At 53.6% G+C, this 17,380-nt stretch carries 18 protein-coding genes and 3 tRNA genes; 13 read left to right on the top strand and 8 right to left on the bottom strand.

Annotated features, from left to right (window positions below):
- Positions 1–165: 165 nt before the first annotated feature.
- Complete coding sequence (locus ICA20_RS21215; protein ID WP_074458506.1) at positions 166–402, top strand: DUF1435 domain-containing protein; 237 nt, start codon at positions 166–168, stop codon at positions 400–402.
- A gap of 35 nt (positions 403–437) precedes the next feature.
- Here ICA20_RS21215 and ICA20_RS21210 read toward each other — a convergent pair.
- The 4 genes from ICA20_RS21210 to rsmC form a co-directional block, all read right to left on the bottom strand.
- A tRNA-Leu gene (locus ICA20_RS21210) sits at positions 438–523 on the bottom strand.
- A gap of 32 nt (positions 524–555) precedes the next feature.
- A tRNA-Leu gene (locus ICA20_RS21205) sits at positions 556–642 on the bottom strand.
- 28 nt (positions 643–670) lie between these two features.
- A tRNA-Leu gene (locus ICA20_RS21200) sits at positions 671–757 on the bottom strand.
- Between the two features lie 222 nt (positions 758–979).
- Positions 980–2,011: a 16S rRNA (guanine(1207)-N(2))-methyltransferase RsmC gene (gene rsmC, locus ICA20_RS21195; protein WP_038636991.1), complete on the bottom strand. Its 1,032-nt coding sequence runs from the start codon at positions 2,009–2,011 to the stop codon at positions 980–982.
- Positions 2,012–2,114: 103 nt separating this feature from the next.
- Between rsmC and holD the strand changes: the two genes are divergently transcribed.
- The 8 genes from holD (at position 2,115) to ICA20_RS21155 (ending at position 8,502) form a co-directional block, all read left to right on the top strand.
- Positions 2,115–2,528, top strand: coding sequence for a DNA polymerase III subunit psi (gene holD / locus ICA20_RS21190; RefSeq protein ID WP_038636992.1), 414 nt, complete (start codon positions 2,115–2,117; stop codon positions 2,526–2,528).
- The gene (gene rimI / locus ICA20_RS21185; protein WP_038636994.1) at positions 2,497–2,943 is read left to right on the top strand and encodes a ribosomal protein S18-alanine N-acetyltransferase; all 447 of its coding nucleotides are present in this window, start codon (positions 2,497–2,499) and stop codon (positions 2,941–2,943) included. The genes holD and rimI overlap by 32 nt, the downstream gene beginning before the upstream one ends.
- A 14-nt stretch (positions 2,944–2,957) precedes the next feature.
- The gene (yjjG, locus tag ICA20_RS21180) at positions 2,958–3,638 is read left to right on the top strand and encodes a pyrimidine 5'-nucleotidase (protein ID WP_008786125.1); all 681 of its coding nucleotides are present in this window, start codon (positions 2,958–2,960) and stop codon (positions 3,636–3,638) included.
- A gap of 92 nt (positions 3,639–3,730) precedes the next feature.
- Positions 3,731–5,320 carry a peptide chain release factor 3 gene (gene prfC, locus ICA20_RS21175; RefSeq protein ID WP_006686587.1) on the top strand — a complete coding sequence of 530 codons (1,590 nt, stop codon included), beginning with the start codon at positions 3,731–3,733 and terminating at the stop codon, positions 5,318–5,320.
- Positions 5,321–5,627: 307 nt separating this feature from the next.
- The gene (gene osmY / locus ICA20_RS21170) at positions 5,628–6,245 is read left to right on the top strand and encodes a molecular chaperone OsmY (protein ID WP_038636996.1); all 618 of its coding nucleotides are present in this window, start codon (positions 5,628–5,630) and stop codon (positions 6,243–6,245) included.
- 127 nt (positions 6,246–6,372) lie between these two features.
- Positions 6,373–6,534, top strand: coding sequence for a DUF1328 family protein (locus tag ICA20_RS21165; protein WP_003019081.1), 162 nt, complete (start codon positions 6,373–6,375; stop codon positions 6,532–6,534).
- A 121-nt stretch (positions 6,535–6,655) separates the two neighbouring features.
- Positions 6,656–7,729, top strand: a complete 1,074-nt coding sequence (locus ICA20_RS21160) for a patatin family protein (protein WP_038636998.1) — start codon at positions 6,656–6,658, stop codon at positions 7,727–7,729.
- Positions 7,726–8,502 (top strand): metal-dependent hydrolase, encoded by a 777-nt coding sequence (locus ICA20_RS21155; RefSeq protein ID WP_038637000.1) that lies wholly within the window; start codon positions 7,726–7,728, stop codon positions 8,500–8,502. Before ICA20_RS21160 ends, ICA20_RS21155 begins: the two co-directional genes overlap by 4 nt.
- 65 nt (positions 8,503–8,567) lie before the next feature.
- Here ICA20_RS21155 and ICA20_RS21150 read toward each other — a convergent pair whose 3' ends face one another.
- A complete protein-coding gene (locus tag ICA20_RS21150; RefSeq protein WP_038637002.1) occupies positions 8,568–9,431 on the bottom strand; it encodes a YjjW family glycine radical enzyme activase in 864 nt (287 codons plus the stop codon).
- Positions 9,403–10,953 (bottom strand): YjjI family glycine radical enzyme, encoded by a 1,551-nt coding sequence (locus tag ICA20_RS21145; protein WP_038637005.1) that lies wholly within the window; start codon positions 10,951–10,953, stop codon positions 9,403–9,405. The genes ICA20_RS21150 and ICA20_RS21145 overlap by 29 nt, the downstream gene beginning before the upstream one ends.
- A gap of 261 nt (positions 10,954–11,214) precedes the next feature.
- On the opposite strand from ICA20_RS21145, the gene deoC reads away from it, so the two are divergent.
- The 4 genes from deoC (at position 11,215) to deoD (ending at position 15,529) form a co-directional block, all read left to right on the top strand.
- Positions 11,215–11,994, top strand: coding sequence for a deoxyribose-phosphate aldolase (deoC, locus tag ICA20_RS21140; RefSeq protein ID WP_165406788.1), 780 nt, complete (start codon positions 11,215–11,217; stop codon positions 11,992–11,994).
- 107 nt (positions 11,995–12,101) lie between these two features.
- On the top strand, positions 12,102–13,424 hold the full coding sequence (deoA, locus tag ICA20_RS21135; RefSeq protein ID WP_038637008.1) for a thymidine phosphorylase: 1,323 nt from the start codon (positions 12,102–12,104) through the stop codon (positions 13,422–13,424).
- Between the two features lie 51 nt (positions 13,425–13,475).
- Entirely contained in the window at positions 13,476–14,699 is a 1,224-nt protein-coding gene (gene deoB / locus ICA20_RS21130; RefSeq protein WP_038637009.1) for a phosphopentomutase, read from the top strand.
- Positions 14,700–14,809: 110 nt separating this feature from the next.
- Complete coding sequence (gene deoD / locus ICA20_RS21125; RefSeq protein WP_000224864.1) at positions 14,810–15,529, top strand: purine-nucleoside phosphorylase; 720 nt, start codon at positions 14,810–14,812, stop codon at positions 15,527–15,529.
- A gap of 86 nt (positions 15,530–15,615) precedes the next feature.
- Here deoD and lplA read toward each other — a convergent pair whose 3' ends face one another.
- The gene (lplA, locus tag ICA20_RS21120) at positions 15,616–16,632 is read right to left on the bottom strand and encodes a lipoate--protein ligase LplA (protein ID WP_038637010.1); all 1,017 of its coding nucleotides are present in this window, start codon (positions 16,630–16,632) and stop codon (positions 15,616–15,618) included.
- A 15-nt stretch (positions 16,633–16,647) separates the two neighbouring features.
- Complete coding sequence (locus ICA20_RS21115; protein ID WP_038637011.1) at positions 16,648–17,283, bottom strand: YtjB family periplasmic protein; 636 nt, start codon at positions 17,281–17,283, stop codon at positions 16,648–16,650.
- Positions 17,284–17,380: the final 97 nt, after the last annotated feature.

Raw genomic sequence — 17,380 nt, 5'->3', positions numbered from 1 at the left:
TTATTTTTAGTTGAAGCGTTAACCGGCGAGCAATTTATCACCTTAGATTATTCATGTCATCAATCGTTAAGTAAAACTCATATAATTGATAGTGCCTCCCAGCTGACAAATGAGAAAATATATCATATGATATTGGTTATCATTATCAATGTCGTAGGTGGAACCATGTTGCAACGTACGCTGGGCAGTGGATGGGGAGTTCTGCTGCCGGGGATACTCATTGCCGGGATGGCATTTACCGACCTGTCGGTCAATGTATGGAAGGTAATGATTGTATTAGGATTACTATTGACTTCGCTCATGCTATACCACAAGCGCTTACGGCATTTTATTCTGTTACCTTCATGTGCAGCGCTGATTGGCGGCATTGTGCTGGTAATGATGAACTGGAATCAGGGATAAGCAAAACAGGGAATAAGAGAAGGAAATAAGATAATTGGTGCGAGGGGGGGGACTCGAACCCCCACATCCTAAGGACACTAACACCTGAAGCTAGCGCGTCTACCAATTCCGCCACCTTCGCACAGTCATCTTATTTTTTTGATATCGCCTCGTTGGTGCGAGGGGGGGGACTTGAACCCCCACGTCCGAAAGGACACTAACACCTGAAGCTAGCGCGTCTACCAATTCCGCCACCTTCGCCCAGTGCGAGCAATATCAACGTGGATTATGGTGCGAGGGGGGGGACTTGAACCCCCACGTCCGAAAGGACACTAACACCTGAAGCTAGCGCGTCTACCAATTCCGCCACCTTCGCATACCATCGACACTCAAAAAGTATCGTTACCACGGAGGCGAATTCTAGAGATTTTATGCAGGGCGTCAACAGTTAATTATCGAACTTAACGTGATTGCCGAAAAAAAAGGCGTTTCTACGGTTTTTGGCGTTTTATCCAGGCCGGATAAGCAATAGCGCTATCCGGCGTTGCTCAGTGTCACGTCTGGCGGCAGCGTAAATGCCTTATCCAGCCTTGATCAGTTAGGCTTTTTTCGCCTGACGCGTCATGATGGTGCGATAGACCTTGAAGCGTCCGGTCTGTGCGATAACTTCATGGAATCCGAATACCTCATCCAGCACCTTCGGATAGGGCAGGAAGGCGTTCGCCACGATACGCAGTTCACCGCCGCTGTTGAGATGACGCACCGCGCCGCGAATCAGCGTTTGCGCGGCATCGAGGCTGGTCTGCATCCCATCATGGAACGGTGGGTTGGAGATGATCATATCAAAGCGGCCCGTAACGTCAGAAAAAACGTTGCTGGCGATCACATCACCTTCAATACCGTTGGCGGCAAGCGTGGCGCGGCTGGCTTCAACAGCGGCCGCACTTACATCACACAGGGTTAAGCGGACTTTGGGCGAATGGCTGGCTAAAGCGACGGAGAGTACGCCCGCGCCACAACCGACATCCAGAACTTTACCTTTGGTATGCGGCGTCAGTGTGGAGAGCAGCAATTGGCTGCCAACATCCAGGCCGTCACGGCTGAATACGCCCGGCAGCGTTTTGATGGTCAGATTATCAACCTGATATTCATCCCAGTATTTTTCTGCATCAAAGACCGGCTGTTTTTCCAGACGACCGTGGTACAGGCCACAGCGACGCGCGCTGTCGACTTTATTCAGCGGTGCGTATTCGGCCAGCATCTGCTCTGCGCTACGTACGCCGCTGCGGTTCTCACCCACAACAAAAACATCGCTGCCCACCGGTAACAGCGACAAAATGTTCATCAGCTGGAACTGCGCTTCCGGCTTATTCTTCGGCCAGTAGTAGATTAGCGTATCGCTATCGGCAACGTCATCGGCCTTAGCGACGAGGCTGAAACGGACGTTGTCACCCATCTGGCGGTTCAGCACCTGCCAGTGGTGAAGTTGTTGAGTGTGCGCACGGCTGGCGGCGCTTTCGAAGTGGGCAGGCAGATCATCCTGCAAATCACCGGCAAACAGAATACGGCTTTGTTCGAAATCATCACTGTGGCGCAGCAAGACTTCACTTGCCGGGGTAAAAGCAGACATGGAGTGCTCCTTAAATTGTACAGCCGGGGATTATAGTTGTTTGATGGCACGGATTCGACAAATTTGCTATATTTGCGCCCCTGATAGACAGGAGTGTTTCGCTATGACATCCCGACGAGACTGGCAGTTACAGCAACTGGGCATTACGCAGTGGTCGCTGCGTCGTCCTGGCGCACTGCAGGGCGAAATCGCGATCTCCATTCCTGCGCATATCCGTTTAGTGATGGTTGCTGCACAGCTACCCGCGCTAACCGAACCGTTAATGAGCGATATTTTACGCGCAATAACCGTCAGCCCGGATCAGGTTTTACAATTGACGCCTGACCGTGTCGCCATGCTGCCGCAGGGCAGTCGCTGTAATAGTTGGCGGCTGGGAACCGAAGAGCCGCTGCTGCTGGAAGGCGCTCAGGTCGAGAGTCCTGCGTTTAATGAATTACGGGAAAACCCAGCGGCCCGCGCCGCGTTATGGCAACAAATCTGCGCATATGAACACGATTTCTTCCCTCGAACCGACTGATTTACCTGCAGCATTTCAGATTGAAAAACGCGCCCACGCTTTTCCGTGGAGTGAAAAAACATTTGCCAGCAACCAGGGCGATCGCTACCTCAATTTTCAGTTGAGGGTTGACGACGTGATGGCCGCCTTTGCGATTACGCAGGTGGTGCTGGATGAAGCTACGCTGTTCAATATCGCCGTCGATCCTGACTTTCAGCGCCAGGGCCTGGGGCGCGAGCTACTAGAGCACCTGATCGATGAGCTGGAAAAGCGCGGCATTTTGACGCTGTGGCTGGAAGTGCGTGCCTCAAATGCTGCCGCTATCGCGCTGTATGAAAGCCTGGGCTTTAACGAGGCGACGATCAGGCGCAATTATTATCCGACGGCCGATGGTCATGAAGACGCCATTATCATGGCATTGCCAATCAGCATGTAAGACAAGGTGTAATGATGAAGAAGTGGGACTGGATTTTCTTTGATGCCGACGAAACGCTGTTTACGTTTGACTCGTTTACCGGCTTACAGCGGATGTTTCTCGACTATAGCATTACCTTTACCGCTGAAGATTTTCAGGACTACCAGGCCGTGAATAAACCGCTATGGGTGGATTATCAAAACGGCGCGATTACGTCATTACAATTGCAGCATGCCCGTTTCCAGAGCTGGGCTGAACGCCTGAAGGTCGAACCAGGCCAGCTTAATGACGCATTTATCAATGCGATGGCTGAGATCTGCTCGCCGTTGCCAGGGGCGGTCTCTCTGCTCAATGCGATTCGTGATAAAACGAAAATTGGCATCATTACTAACGGCTTTACGGCGTTGCAGCAAATCCGCCTTGAGCGGACGGGGCTGCGCGACTATTTCGATCTGCTGGTGATTTCTGAGCAGGTTGGGGTGGCAAAACCCGATCCCCGTATTTTTGACCATGCGCTGGAGCAGGCGGGCAATCCTGACCGTTCCCGCGTGCTGATGGTGGGCGATACCGCAGAGTCCGATATTCTTGGCGGCATTAACGCCGGGCTATCCACCTGCTGGCTAAATACGCACCATCGCGAGCAGCCAGCTGGCATTCAGCCGACCTGGACGGTCGCGTCATTAAGCGAACTGGAGCAGCTCCTGTGTAAACACTGATTGCCTCCCCCCCGTTGATGGGTAAAATAGCCGCAATTTTTCGTATTCAACTTGCACGGCCCGTTGCCGTGCTTACCTAAGAAGATTTGACTATGACGTTGTCTCCTTATTTGCAAGAGGTGGCCAAACGCCGCACTTTTGCCATTATTTCTCACCCGGATGCCGGTAAAACGACCATTACTGAAAAGGTGCTGTTATTCGGACAGGCGATTCAGACCGCCGGTACGGTAAAAGGCCGTGGCTCCAGCCAGCATGCGAAATCTGACTGGATGGAGATGGAAAAGCAGCGTGGTATCTCCATTACCACCTCTGTAATGCAGTTTCCGTATCACGACTGCCTGGTGAATCTGCTGGACACCCCGGGGCACGAAGACTTCTCCGAAGATACTTATCGTACCCTGACGGCGGTAGACTGCTGTCTGATGGTTATCGACGCCGCGAAAGGCGTTGAGGATCGTACCCGCAAGCTGATGGAAGTTACCCGTCTGCGCGATACGCCGATCCTGACCTTTATGAACAAACTCGACCGTGACATCCGTGACCCGATGGAGCTGCTGGATGAAGTCGAGAACGAGCTGAAAATCGGCTGTGCGCCGATCACCTGGCCGATTGGCTGCGGGAAGCTGTTCAAGGGCGTTTATCATCTTTATAAAGACGAAACTTACCTGTACCAGACGGGTAAAGGCCACACCATTCAGGAAGTGCGTATTGTTAAGGGGCTGAATAACCCGGAACTCGATGCCGCCGTAGGTGAAGATCTGGCGCAGCAGCTGCGCGACGAGCTGGAGCTGGTGCAGGGCGCGTCTAACGAGTTCGACCATGATCTGTTCCTCGCGGGCGAAATCACCCCGGTCTTCTTCGGTACCGCGCTGGGTAACTTCGGCGTTGACCATATGCTGGACGGCTTAGTGGAGTGGGCGCCTGCGCCGATGCCGCGTAAAACTGATACCCGCACCGTGGAAGCCTCAGAAGAGAAGTTCACCGGCTTCGTGTTTAAAATCCAGGCCAACATGGATCCGAAACACCGTGACCGCGTGGCGTTCATGCGCGTGGTTTCCGGTAAGTACGAGAAAGGCATGAAAATGCGTCAGGTACGCATTGGTAAAGACGTGGTGATCTCCGATGCGTTGACCTTTATGGCCGGTGACCGTTCTCATGTGGAAGAAGCGTATCCGGGCGATATTCTCGGTCTGCACAACCATGGCACTATTCAGATCGGCGATACCTTCACCCAGGGTGAAATGATGAAGTTCACTGGTATTCCGAACTTCGCGCCGGAGCTGTTCCGTCGTATTCGCCTGAAAGATCCTTTGAAGCAGAAACAACTGCTGAAAGGGCTGGTTCAGCTGTCGGAAGAGGGTGCGGTGCAGGTCTTCCGTCCAATTGCTAATAACGATCTGATCGTGGGCGCTGTTGGTGTGCTGCAGTTCGACGTGGTGGTTTCGCGTCTGAAGAGCGAGTACAACGTTGAAGCGATTTATGAGTCTGTCAACGTGGCGACCGCGCGCTGGGTAGAATGTTCTGACGTGAAAAAATTCGAAGAATTTAAGCGTAAAAACGAAGTTCAGCTGGCGCTGGATGGCGGCGATAACCTCACCTATATCGCACCGACCATGGTTAACCTGAATCTCACCCAGGAACGTTACCCTGACGTTCAGTTCCGCAAAACGCGCGAACACTAATCGCCTTCCGGGGCACGGTATTCGCCGTGCCCTGCAACTTTCCCTGTCTTTTAAATCCCTTGCGGAATGTTCTTAAAACCTCTCGTTTTTCTGTTGTTTGCCTGTTTTTTAGTCAATCCGGACTGCGATCACGAAATCCTGAACTATATTTAACAATGTGATGACATAAATATCGGCGTTAAATGCTTTTTAGGCTGCCTGTTGCAGCTTCTATTGCTGATATTTATTCCACTTACAAGATTAGTTGCTGGTTAACGCCGTTTTACGGCAGACCATCGCTTTTAGCAAAACATACAGGAATACATCGATGACAATGACAGGACTTAAGATTTCTAAAACGCTGCTGGCCGTGATGCTGACCTCCGCTGTTGCAACGGGTTCTGCTTTTGCAGAAAACGCCACGACGGATAAAGCGCAATCTGGTGTCGAAAGTGCGGGGCAGAAAGTCGATAGCTCTATGAACAAAGTCGGTAATTTCATGGATGACAGCACTATCACAGCAAAAGTAAAAGCTGCGCTGGTGGATCACGAAAGCATCAAGAGCACCGATATTTCTGTGAAAACAGACCAGAAAGTGGTGACGTTAAGCGGGTTTGTTGAAAGCCAGGCACAGGCTGAAGAAGCCGTGAAAGTGGCCAAAGGCGTTGAGGGCGTAACCTCAGTGAGCGACAAACTACACGTACGCGACAGCAAAAGCACATCCGTAAAAGGCTATGCGGGCGACACGGCAACCACCAGCGAAGTTAAAGCAAAACTGCTGGCTGATGACATTGTCCCTTCCCGTAAAGTGAAAGTAGAGACCACTGATGGAGTGGTTCAACTTTCCGGCACCGTTGACTCAAAAGCACAAAGCGATCGTGCTGAGAGCATCGCCAAAGCCGTTGATGGCGTGAAAAGCGTCAAAAACGACCTTAAAACTCAGTAATTCGACTTAATTCGTCCTCCTGATGTTTGTCGGGAGGCGTGTTGTGCACCACACTAAAAATATCGCCGATGAGCAACCTGAGCGCTCATAACAAGCGGTGACGTTAACTATGGTAAAGGAGAAGCGCATGTTTCGATGGGGCATCATATTTCTGGTTATCGCGTTAATTGCCGCCGCACTGGGTTTTGGTGGACTGGCTGGTACCGCTGCAGGCGCAGCGAAAATTGTTTTCGTGGTGGGGATCATTCTGTTTCTGGTCAGCCTGTTTACAGGGCGTAAACGACCCTAGTCAGTAAACCGTAAAGATAACTTGCTACCAAGCCAGTCCAGTGGACTGGCTTTTACGGTTTTAGCGTCAGGCAATTTGCGTTACTTTGTTGTTCCAGTACAAAAATAACAGGAAGGCAGAGGTGGGGCAGAGAATACCCGTCACGCTCGGTAATATTGCGCCGTTATCGTTACGTCCGTTTCAACCAGGCAGTATGGCGCTGGTGTGTGAGGGTGGGGGACAAAGAGGAATCTTTACCGCTGGCGTACTGGATGAGTTCATGCGTGCGCAGTTTAATCCCTTTGACCTTTACTACGGGACGTCCGCCGGGGCGCAAAACCTTTCAGCCTATCTTTGTAACCAGCCCGGTTATGGTCGTAAAGTCATTATGCGTTACACCACCCGCCGTGAGTTTTTTGACCCGGTGCGCTTTGTGCGCGGGGGAAACTTAATCGATCTCGACTGGCTGGTGGATTCGACCGCATCCCAAATGCCGCTGGCGATGGATAACGCCGAGCGCCTGTTTGCCTCAGGGAAAGCGTTTTATATGTGCGCCTGCCGGGGTGATGATTATACGCCTGGTTATTTTTCGCCAAACCGGCAAAACTGGCTCGATCTCATTCGCGCCTCCAGCGCTATTCCGGGATTCTACCGCACTGGCGTTGCGCTGGACGGTGTGAACTATCTGGACGGGGGAGTCAGCGATGCCATACCCGTACAGGAAGCGGCGAAGCATGGCGCAAAAACGCTGGTGGTGATCCGCACTGTGCCTTCGCAAATGTACTACACCCCGCAGTGGTTCAAACGTATGGAGCGCTGGCTGGGCGAAAGCAGTCTGCAACCGTTGCTGAATTTGGTCCAGCACCATGAAGCCAGCTATCGCGCGATCCAGAATTTTATTGAAAAGCCGCCGGGTAAGCTGCGAATCTTTGAGATCTATCCGCCTAAACCGCTCCACAGCATGGCGCTGGGCAGCCGTATTCCGGCGCTGCGAGAAGACTATAAGACCGGGCGTTTGTGTGGTCGTTACTTCCTGGCCACCGTCGGCAAGTTGTTGGCGAAAAACGCGCCATTGCCTCGTCAGACGCCGAAGATTGTCGTGCCGGGACCGGTGGTGGTTCCTCCCGCACCGGTGGCCAACGATGCCCACGCGCCCGTGGTGACCAATGCGCCTCAGGCTAACGATACAACGTTTGATAGCGAGGATCTGGCGTGAGTTTTCGTTTCATTGATACACATTGTCACTTTGATTTCCCGCCGTTTACCGATGATGAGCCCGCCAGCATTCAACGTGCCGCGGCGGTCGGTGTGAATTGCATCATTGTTCCGGCGACGCAGGCGGCAAACTTTTCCCGCGTACTGGCGTTAGCGGAAAAGTATCCGCCGTTGTTTGCGGCTTTGGGTCTGCATCCGATTGTTATTGAACAACACGGCGATGACAGTCTGGACCAACTGCAGCAGGCGCTGGATACGCGCCCGCAAAAGCTGGTAGCCGTAGGCGAGATTGGACTGGACCTTTACCGGGACGATCCGCAATTTGATAAACAAGAACGGGTGCTGGACGCGCAGCTTAACCTGGCGAAGCGTTACGAACTGCCGGTGATCCTGCATTCGCGACGGACTCATGACAAGTTGGCGATGCATCTGAAACGCCATGCTCTGCCACGAACCGGCGTGGTGCATGGTTTTTCCGGGAGTTTGCAGCAGGCGCAACGCTTTGTGCAACTGGGGTACAAAATTGGCGTTGGCGGCACCATTACCTATCCACGCGCCAGTAAAACCCGTGAGGTGATGGCGCAACTGCCGCTGGAATCACTCCTGCTGGAAACCGACGCGCCGGACATGCCGCTCAATGGTTTTCAGGGGCAGCTCAATCGCCCCGAGCAGGCCCTCAGAGTGTTTGAGACATTATGCGAACTGCGTCAAGAGCCTGCGGACGTGATAGCAGATGCGCTGTATCGCAATACGACCGCGTTGTTTAATGTGTGATTGTTGGGCGCCGGATGGCGGCTGTGCCTTATCCGGCCTACCTATGATGCCGTCGCATCCGGTAATCACAGATACAGCGCCGGGAAAATCAGGTTATCCACCCCACGCTCGCGCAATCCTGCCGCCAGTTGCTCCACATCCTCTGGCGTTGCGCTCGGCCAGTCTTTTGCTTCGCCATACACCCCATGCGCATGAAAGGCATTCAGTCGCACCGGTACCTCGCCTGACTGCTTAATGAACGCCGCCAGCGCATCAATATGCTGCAAATAATCCACCTGACCGGGGATCACTAACAGGCGTAGCTCAGCAAGCTTTCCCTGCCTTGACAGAAAGGTAATACTTTGTTTAATCAGCGTATTATCTCGACCGGTAAGCTGGCGATGGCACAGGCTATCCCAGGCTTTTAAATCGAGCATTACCCCGTCGCACACCGGCAATAGTTTTTGCCAGCCGGTTTCGCTCAGCATGCCGTTGCTGTCGACCATGCAGGTCAGATGTTGCAGCAGAGGATCGCTTTTGAGCGCGGTAAACAGCGCCACAATAAACGGCAACTGGGTAGTCGCTTCACCACCGCTGACCGTAATTCCCTCAATAAACAGGGCTGCCTTGCGAATATGCTGCAGCACCTGATCAACGCTCATGGTTTGCGCCATCGGCGTCGCCTGCTGCGGGCACAGGCGCAGGCAGGTGTCGCACTGCTGACACACATCGGACTGCCACCATACTTTTCCTGCACTCAGGCTTAGCGCTTCATGCGGGCAATGCAGCACACATTCTCCGCAGTCGTTGCAGCGCCCCATCGTCCATGGATTGTGGCAGTTCTTACAGCGCAGATTACACCCTTGCAGGAACAGAGCCAGGCGGCTGCCCGGCCCGTCGACGCAGGAGAAAGGGATCAGTTTACTTACTGAAGCGCATCTGCTGTTCATGGCTTATCACACGAGGTTGTCGTTCCAGAATGCGTGTATTGCGTGCGGCCTCTTCACCAAGCCAGGTGGTGTTAGTGCGAGATCCTTCGGCACGATATTTTTCCAGATCCGACAGGCGCACCATATAGCCCGTGACGCGGACCAGATCGTTGCCGCTCACGTTGGCGGTGAATTCACGCATTCCGGCTTTAAACGCGCCGAGGCACAGTTGCACCAGCGCCTGTGGATTACGCTTGATGGTTTCATCCAGCGTCAGGATATCGCTGATCCCGGCGTGATAATATGCGTGATGCGGCGCGACGGTTTGCAGGTGGGTGATCGGGTCAGGTTCATCACCATAAGGCAGACGCGCGCCGGGCGTAGTGCCGATGTCAGAACTGATCCCCGACTGCGCATGCAGCATCGCGCGCTGCTGCCAGCCATACTTCACCGGCGTGCGTTCGACAAACTCCGCCAGTTGGGCGCTAATGCGATACCCGAGCTGATTGGCGAACGCATCTTTCCCGTAGCGGGCGCTTTGTCCTGCCTTTTCGCACAGCAGGTTTACCGCTTCCGCCAGACCATACATCCCGAACATCGGCACAAAACGTTCGGGATCAATCAACCCTTCCTGCACGAGGAAGCTATTCTCAAAGAAATGTGATTTCGTGTAGAGGAATTCACATCGTGAATCAATGATGGCGATTTGCTGCTGGCAGTAGTGCGGTAGGGTGCGTGTAAAGAAGTCATCGACAGAGGTGCTGCGCTCTGCGATGGCTTTCAGATTGAGCCTGACCAGCGTGCTGCCGCCCCCGGCGAGCGGTAAAGAGTTGTAACAACTCACGACGCCATACTGACCTTTTGTGAAAATTTTATCATTTGCGGGGCCGTTGGATATGTGCGGCTTACTGCACTCGCAGATATTTTGCGCCACGTTGAGCAGCAGATCATCAGGGGTAATTTGCGGATCATAAATGAATGTCAGATTCGGTGACACCTGCTTTAACTCTGCATCTGCGCGTAAAATTGCGCGGGTGACTGGCGTATCGGCAGGGCCGATATTGGCATGCATAAACGCGTCTGGCAGGGTTCTGTCGAGATAACGCCAGAAACGTTTTATTCGAATATCGATCTCTTCTTGTGTTAGAATTCTAACATATGGTTGCAACAGAGCGTCGAGCTGACCGAGGTAGACCGGCATCGAGGTCACTGACGGAACGTGGTGATACAGGATGGTGAGCAAGGACAACGCATCATCAAGGTCGCTGGCGCCTTCAAGCTCCAGCCATGAGGAACCGTTGGCCAAAAAACGCGCGTAATCAGGCAGCACATAGCGCGGTTTGAACGGGGCATGACCTTCGTACATATCGCAGATCACCCCGTCATCCAGCGCCTGGCGGGCCTCAGCGGACAGTGGCGGATAAGGCAGCGCGTTTTCAGCCTCCAGCGCCAAAAAGTGGCGTTTCTGCTCAGGGCTGAGCGTCGGGCTGGTCACGATTTGTTGGCACCGCTGTTGCAGCGCGAATTCGCTTGAAGTGGGCATCGTTGGTTCCTTTATGTGCCGAAGGTATAGCGCCATTGTAGAAAGCTATGCCGCCGCAACCTTTGATCCGGATGCGTCTGATGCCACCGCAGCTGTGGTGTAAAGGTGAATTATTTGAAGTAGATCTCATTAGAGTGATGCAAATCTGTATGTGGTTTTCATTAACTGTGATGTATATCGAAGTGTAATCGCGAGCGGATGTTAGAATACTAACAAACTCGCAAGGTGAAATTTTATACGGCGATGCCGTTGGAGAATGTTATGACCGATTTAACAGCAAGCAGCCTGCGTGCACTGAAACTGATGGATCTGACCACCCTGAATGACGACGACACCAATGAAAAAGTGATCGCGCTGTGTCATCAGGCGAAGACCCCGGTTGGCAATACGGCAGCAATTTGCATCTATCCACGTTTCATTCCTGTTGCGCGTAAGACCCTGAAAGAGCAGGGCACACCGGATATCCGTATTGCCACCGTCACCAACTTCCCGCACGGCAATGACGACATTGAGATCGCGCTGGCTGAAACCCGCGCGGCGATTGCCTACGGTGCTGACGAAGTTGATGTGGTGTTCCCGTATCGTGCGCTGATCGCGGGTAATGAGCAGATTGGTTTTGATCTGGTTAAAGCCTGTAAAGATGCATGTGCGGCAGCAAATGTGCTGCTGAAAGTGATCATCGAAACTGGTGAGCTGAAAGAAGAAGCCCTGATTCGCAAAGCGTCTGAAATTTCTATCAAAGCGGGTGCTGATTTCATCAAAACGTCTACCGGTAAAGTACCGGTCAATGCGACGCCGGAAAGCGCACGCATCATGATGGAAGTGATCCGTGATATGGGCGTTTCTAAAACCGTTGGTTTCAAACCCGCTGGCGGCGTGCGTACTGCAGAAGATGCACAGCAGTTCCTGGCGATTGCTGACGAACTGTTTGGTGCTGACTGGGCAGATTCCCGCCATTACCGTTTTGGCGCATCCAGCCTGCTGGCGAGCCTGCTCAAAGCGCTGGGTCACGGCGACGGTAAGAGCGCAAGCAGCTACTAAGTTTGAATTGCCCATCGTAGGCCGGATAAGGCGTAAGCCGCCATCCGGCATCAATACGACTAGCCGGGGAGCGCACTGCTTACCCGGCCCATAATCGGGAGGTTACCGTGTTTCTCGCACAAGAAATTATTCGTAAAAAACGTGATGGTCATGCGCTGAGCGATGAAGAAATTCGTTTCTTTATCAATGGGATTCGCGACAACACTATCTCTGAGGGGCAAATCGCCGCCCTGGCGATGACCATTTTCTTCCACGATATGACAATGCCTGAGCGAGTTTCGCTGACCATGGCAATGCGTGATTCAGGAACCGTGCTGGACTGGAAAAGCCTGCAACTGAACGGCCCGATTGTGGATAAACACTCTACCGGCGGCGTGGGCGACGTAACGTCGCTGATGTTAGGCCCGATGGTGGCAGCCTGTGGCGGCTATATTCCGATGATTTCCGGGCGCGGCCTGGGTCATACCGGCGGTACGCTCGATAAACTGGAAGCGATTCCTGGGTTTGATATCTTCCCGGACGACGCGCGTTTCCGTGAAATTATTAAAGATGTGGGTGTGGCGATTATTGGGCAAACCAGCTCGCTCGCACCGGCGGATAAACGTTTTTATGCCACCCGCGATATTACCGCGACGGTGGATTCCATCCCGCTGATTACCGGCTCTATCCTGGCGAAAAAGCTGGCGGAAGGGCTGGATGCGTTGGTGATGGATGTGAAAGTAGGCAGCGGCGCGTTTATGCCGACCTATGAACTTTCTGAAGCCCTTGCCGAAGCAATTGTCGGCGTGGCGAACGGGGCGGGTGTACGTACCACCGCGCTGTTAACTGATATGAACCAGGTGCTGGCTTCCAGCGCAGGTAACGCGGTAGAAGTCCGCGAGGCTGTTCAGTTCCTGACAGGTGAATACCGTAATCCACGTCTGTTAGATGTCACCATGGCGCTGTGCGTGGAAATGCTGATCTCCGGCAATCTGGCGAAAGATGACGCCGAAGCCCGTGCGAAATTGCAGGCGGTGCTGGACAACGGTCAAGCGGCGGAAATTTTTGGCCGTATGGTTGCGGCGCAGAAAGGCCCGACCGACTTCGTCGAAAACTATGCGAAGTATCTGCCGACGGCAATGCTCAGCAAAGCGGTATATGCTGATACTGAGGGTTTTGTCAGCGCGATGGATACCCGCGCGTTGGGTATGGCAGTCGTTTCCATGGGCGGTGGACGCCGTCAGGCATCGGATACCATCGATTACAGCGTCGGCTTTAGCGACATGGCCCGTTTGGGCGACAGCGTAGACGGACAGCGTCCGCTGGCAGTGATCCACGCGAAAGATGAAGCCAGTTGGCAGGAAGCGGCGAAAGCGGTCAAAGCGGCAATTAGCCTTGACAATAAAGCGCCAGAAATTACACCGACAGTCTATCGTCGTATAACCGAATAACTGTATACTGATCTGATCGCTTTTTTGCGGCGCAGATGTATGGAGAACAAGATGAAACGTGCATTTATTATGGTGCTGGACTCCTTTGGTATTGGTGCGACTGAAGATGCGGATCGCTTTGGCGACGTAGGCTCAGACACTATGGGACACATTGCAGAAGCCTGTGCGAAAGGTGAGGCTGACAATGGTCGCAAAGGCCCACTGAATCTGCCTAACCTGACCCGTCTGGGCCTGGTGAAAGCTCACGAAGGTTCTACCGGTAAAATTGCTGCTGGTATGGACGGTAATGCGGAAGTCATTGGCGCCTACGCATGGGCGCATGAACTCTCTTCCGGGAAAGATACGCCGTCTGGCCACTGGGAAATCGCCGGAGTGCCGGTTCTGTTTGACTGGGGTTACTTTAGCGACCACGAAAACAGCTTCCCGCAGGAACTGCTGGATAAGCTGGTAAAACGTGCCAACCTGCCGGGTTACCTCGGTAACTGCCACTCTTCCGGTACCGTGATTCTGGATCAACTGGGCGAAGAACATATGAAAACCGGGAAGCCGATTTTCTATACCTCCGCTGACTCCGTGTTCCAGATTGCCTGTCATGAAGAGACCTTTGGCCTGGATAAACTCTACGAGCTGTGCGAAATCGCGCGTGAAGAGCTGACCGAGGGCGGTTACAACATCGGTCGTGTTATCGCGCGTCCGTTTATCGGTGATAAAGCCGGTAACTTCCAGCGTACCGGTAACCGTCATGACCTGGCCGTTGAGCCGCCAGCGCCGACCGTGCTGCAGAAACTGGTTGACGAGAAAAAAGGTCATGTTGTGTCTGTCGGTAAGATCGCGGATATTTACGCCAACTGCGGTATCACCAAAAAAGTGAAAGCGACCGGCCTGGATGCGCTGTTCGACGCCACGATTAAAGAGATGAAAGAAGCGGGTGACGAGACCATTGTCTTCACTAACTTCGTGGACTTCGACTCTTCCTGGGGTCACCGCCGCGACATCGCGGGCTATGCCGCTGGTCTGGAACTGTTTGACCGCCGTCTGCCGGAGCTGATGGAGCTGGTGGGTGAAGATGACATTCTGATCCTCACCGCCGACCACGGCTGCGACCCGAGCTGGACCGGTACCGACCATACCCGTGAGCACATTCCGGTGCTGATCTACGGTCCGAAAGTGAAACCGGGCTCTTTAGGTCACCGTGAAACCTTCGCGGATATCGGCCAGACGCTGGCGAGCTACTTCGGTACGTCGCCAATGGAGTACGGTAAAAACATGCTGTAATGCCCGTTGCCGGATGGCGCTACGCTTATCCGGCCTACCAGGAATCGTTTGTAGGCCGGATAAGGCGCAGCCGCCATCCGGCAAAAACAACAATGTAAAAGGAACTGAAGATGGCAACTCCACATATTAATGCAGAAATGGGTGATTTCGCTGACGTCGTATTGATGCCGGGCGACCCGCTGCGTGCAAAACATATTGCTGAAACTTTCCTCGAAGATGTTCGTGAAGTGAACAACGTTCGTGGCATGTTAGGTTTCACCGGTACTTACAAAGGCCGTAAGATTTCTGTTATGGGCCACGGTATGGGTATCCCATCCTGCTCCATCTACACCAAAGAGCTGATCACCGATTTCGGCGTGAAGAAAATCATTCGCGTCGGCTCCTGCGGCGCTGTGCGTATGGACGTCAAACTGCGCGACGTGGTGATCGGTATGGGCGCCTGCACCGACTCCAAAGTGAACCGTATCCGTTTTAAAGATCATGACTTTGCGGCTATCGCTGACTTTGACATGGTACGTAACGCGGTTGATGCGGCAAAAGCGCTGGGCGTTGACGCGCGCGTAGGCAACCTGTTCTCCGCTGACCTGTTCTACTCTCCGGACGGCGAAATGTTCGACGTGATGGAAAAATACGGCGTACTGGGCGTGGAAATGGAAGCGGCGGGCATCTACGGCGTTGCTGCTGAATTTGGTGCGAAAGCGCTGACCATCTGCACCGTGTCCGACCATATTCGTACCCACGAGCAGACCACGGCCGCTGAGCGTCAGACGACCTTCAACGACATGATCAAAATCGCGCTGGAATCTGTTCTGCTGGGCGATAAAGAGTAAGAGTGTGTGATGCCCGGTGGCGCTGCGCTTACCGGGCCTCGCGATCGTAGGCCGGATAAGGCGTAGCCGCCATCCGGCTTTTTTTATTAACGCACCGCTCCGGCAATCCACGCCGACAGTTCTCGTAGTTCTTTTTCTTGCTCCGGGAAATCAACCAGTAGCGCCTCGCACTCCTGTTGCAGCATATCCGCGCGATACAAACACCCTTGCAACCGCCCCGCCAGCGCTTCCAGTGGCGCGGGATTGAGGCTGTCGGTAAAGACCTGTGCACGGGTGATATGACCTTTTTCGACGTCGAAGTGTAGCTCGACGCCGCCCCAGGTGAAACGCTCGTCCAGCAGATGGCTGAACGCTGGCGCCTGGCCGAAATTCCACTCCCAACTACTCTGGCGTGCAAAGGTTTCGGCAAAATTCGGCAGATCCGGCGTTTTATCCGGGGATATTACTTCTGCTTCGACGCGCTCGCCGTAATGGGCGAAAAAGGCGTCCGTGACCGCCTGGCAGACCTGTTCATGGGTGATGCCCGGTAATAGCTCGGTAAGATTGGCCACGCGGGAGCGAACGGAGGTAATCCCTTTCGCCGCGAGTTTCTTTTTATCCGGATTCAGATAGTTCGCCAGGCGGCTGAGGTCTGCATTCAGCAGCAGCGTACCGTGATGGAAGCCGCGATCTTTGGTTTCGCGATAGGCTGAACCAGAGACTTTGCGATCGCCGTCCGGCGTTTTCACCACCAGATCGTTGCGTCCCGAAGCATCGGCCATAACGCCCAATGAATTCAAAGCATTGAGTACGATAGCGGTAGAGATAGTTTTGTCGTATTCCGGTTTGCCGGCCATAAAGGTAAAGCAGGTATTGCCTAAATCATGGAACACCGCGCCGCCGCCGCTGCTGCGACGGGCAAGCCGCACGTTATCCTCTTCCATACGGCGGGTATTACACTCTTTCCATGGGTTTTGCGCCCGGCCAATCACCACCGTATCGGCGTTACGCCATAAGAACAGAACGCGTTGCGTAGCGGGCATCTGGCGAAATATGCACTCTTCAACCGCCAGGTTAAACCACGGATCGTAAGAGTCTGAGATAAGCAGACGCAGGGTAGTCATAGCGATTTCCTTTTCTTAATCATCTTTATCTTCTTCCTGCACCGGTTTGTTGGCGGTAAGCAGGAACGGCGATTGTTGCCAGCGGGTGCGCTTACCTTGCAGTAAGGTGCGGGTCAGCACCACGCCAATCGCCAGTGACAGGAGCAGCATAAGGCGTAGAATGTTGGTGGTGTTATCCACCTGTTTGGCCTCGGTGGCGAGCGTGTGGGTATCCAGCGTCAGGCGCAGATAGCCCAGTGGACCATTTTTGCCTTGAATGGGTTCGACAATCTGCTGGTTAAAATAGCCCCCGGCTTTTTTACCGTCCAGCGCCAGTCGGTCACGAACGTTGACGCTCTCACCGGTACGAGTAATCAGGTCTCCCTGTTCATCGTACACGCCCGCATCCAGAATACGGCTGCTTTCCGTCAGTTGCGTGAGCACTGCTTTAATGCGCTTTTCATCCGGCGTTTCGGTATGCATCAGCGGCGCGACGTTTAATGCGACCTGACGTGCCAACGTACGGGCCAGCTCTTCCAGTTGCGGATTACGTTGTTGCTGGTGGCTTTGACTAAACCAGGATGCGCCCTGCATCAGGGCGACGAGCAGCGCCAGGCAGGACAATACAATCACTGCACGATGTAGTCGGAATTTCAGTTTTGTGCGAGCCATATTCCACCTGCTGAAAATTTGAGACTTAATGTTGCCAGAAGCGCTGGTTACAGGGTAGCCTCATGCGTTATTTTCCCCTGGATGATTCCGACCCGAA

The sequence above is a fragment of the Citrobacter sp. C5_2 genome (assembly GCF_014596845.2).
In the GTDB taxonomy this organism is placed as follows: Bacteria; Pseudomonadota; Gammaproteobacteria; order Enterobacterales; family Enterobacteriaceae; genus Citrobacter; species Citrobacter werkmanii.
The sequence above is the reverse complement of the archived record's forward strand: the minus strand, read 5'-3'. Positions and strand labels throughout refer to the sequence as shown.

Excerpts from the sequence above, each read along its gene's own strand:
- ICA20_RS21215 (WP_074458506.1), top strand. The coding sequence starts at position 166 with ATGTTGCAACGTACGCTGGGCAGTGGATGGGGAGTTCTGCTGCCGGGG.
- rsmC (WP_038636991.1), bottom strand. The coding sequence starts at position 2,011 with ATGTCTGCTTTTACCCCGGCAAGTGAAGTCTTGCTGCGCCACAGTGAT.
- holD (WP_038636992.1), top strand. The coding sequence starts at position 2,115 with ATGACATCCCGACGAGACTGGCAGTTACAGCAACTGGGCATTACGCAG.
- rimI (WP_038636994.1), top strand. The coding sequence starts at position 2,497 with ATGAACACGATTTCTTCCCTCGAACCGACTGATTTACCTGCAGCATTT.
- yjjG (WP_008786125.1), top strand. The coding sequence starts at position 2,958 with ATGAAGAAGTGGGACTGGATTTTCTTTGATGCCGACGAAACGCTGTTT.
- prfC (WP_006686587.1), top strand. The coding sequence starts at position 3,731 with ATGACGTTGTCTCCTTATTTGCAAGAGGTGGCCAAACGCCGCACTTTT.
- osmY (WP_038636996.1), top strand. The coding sequence starts at position 5,628 with ATGACAATGACAGGACTTAAGATTTCTAAAACGCTGCTGGCCGTGATG.
- ICA20_RS21165 (WP_003019081.1), top strand. The coding sequence starts at position 6,373 with ATGTTTCGATGGGGCATCATATTTCTGGTTATCGCGTTAATTGCCGCC.
- ICA20_RS21150 (WP_038637002.1), bottom strand. The coding sequence starts at position 9,431 with ATGAACAGCAGATGCGCTTCAGTAAGTAAACTGATCCCTTTCTCCTGC.
- ICA20_RS21145 (WP_038637005.1), bottom strand. The coding sequence starts at position 10,953 with ATGCCCACTTCAAGCGAATTCGCGCTGCAACAGCGGTGCCAACAAATC.
- deoC (WP_165406788.1), top strand. The coding sequence starts at position 11,215 with ATGACCGATTTAACAGCAAGCAGCCTGCGTGCACTGAAACTGATGGAT.
- deoB (WP_038637009.1), top strand. The coding sequence starts at position 13,476 with ATGAAACGTGCATTTATTATGGTGCTGGACTCCTTTGGTATTGGTGCG.
- deoD (WP_000224864.1), top strand. The coding sequence starts at position 14,810 with ATGGCAACTCCACATATTAATGCAGAAATGGGTGATTTCGCTGACGTC.
- lplA (WP_038637010.1), bottom strand. The coding sequence starts at position 16,632 with ATGACTACCCTGCGTCTGCTTATCTCAGACTCTTACGATCCGTGGTTT.
- ICA20_RS21115 (WP_038637011.1), bottom strand. The coding sequence starts at position 17,283 with ATGGCTCGCACAAAACTGAAATTCCGACTACATCGTGCAGTGATTGTA.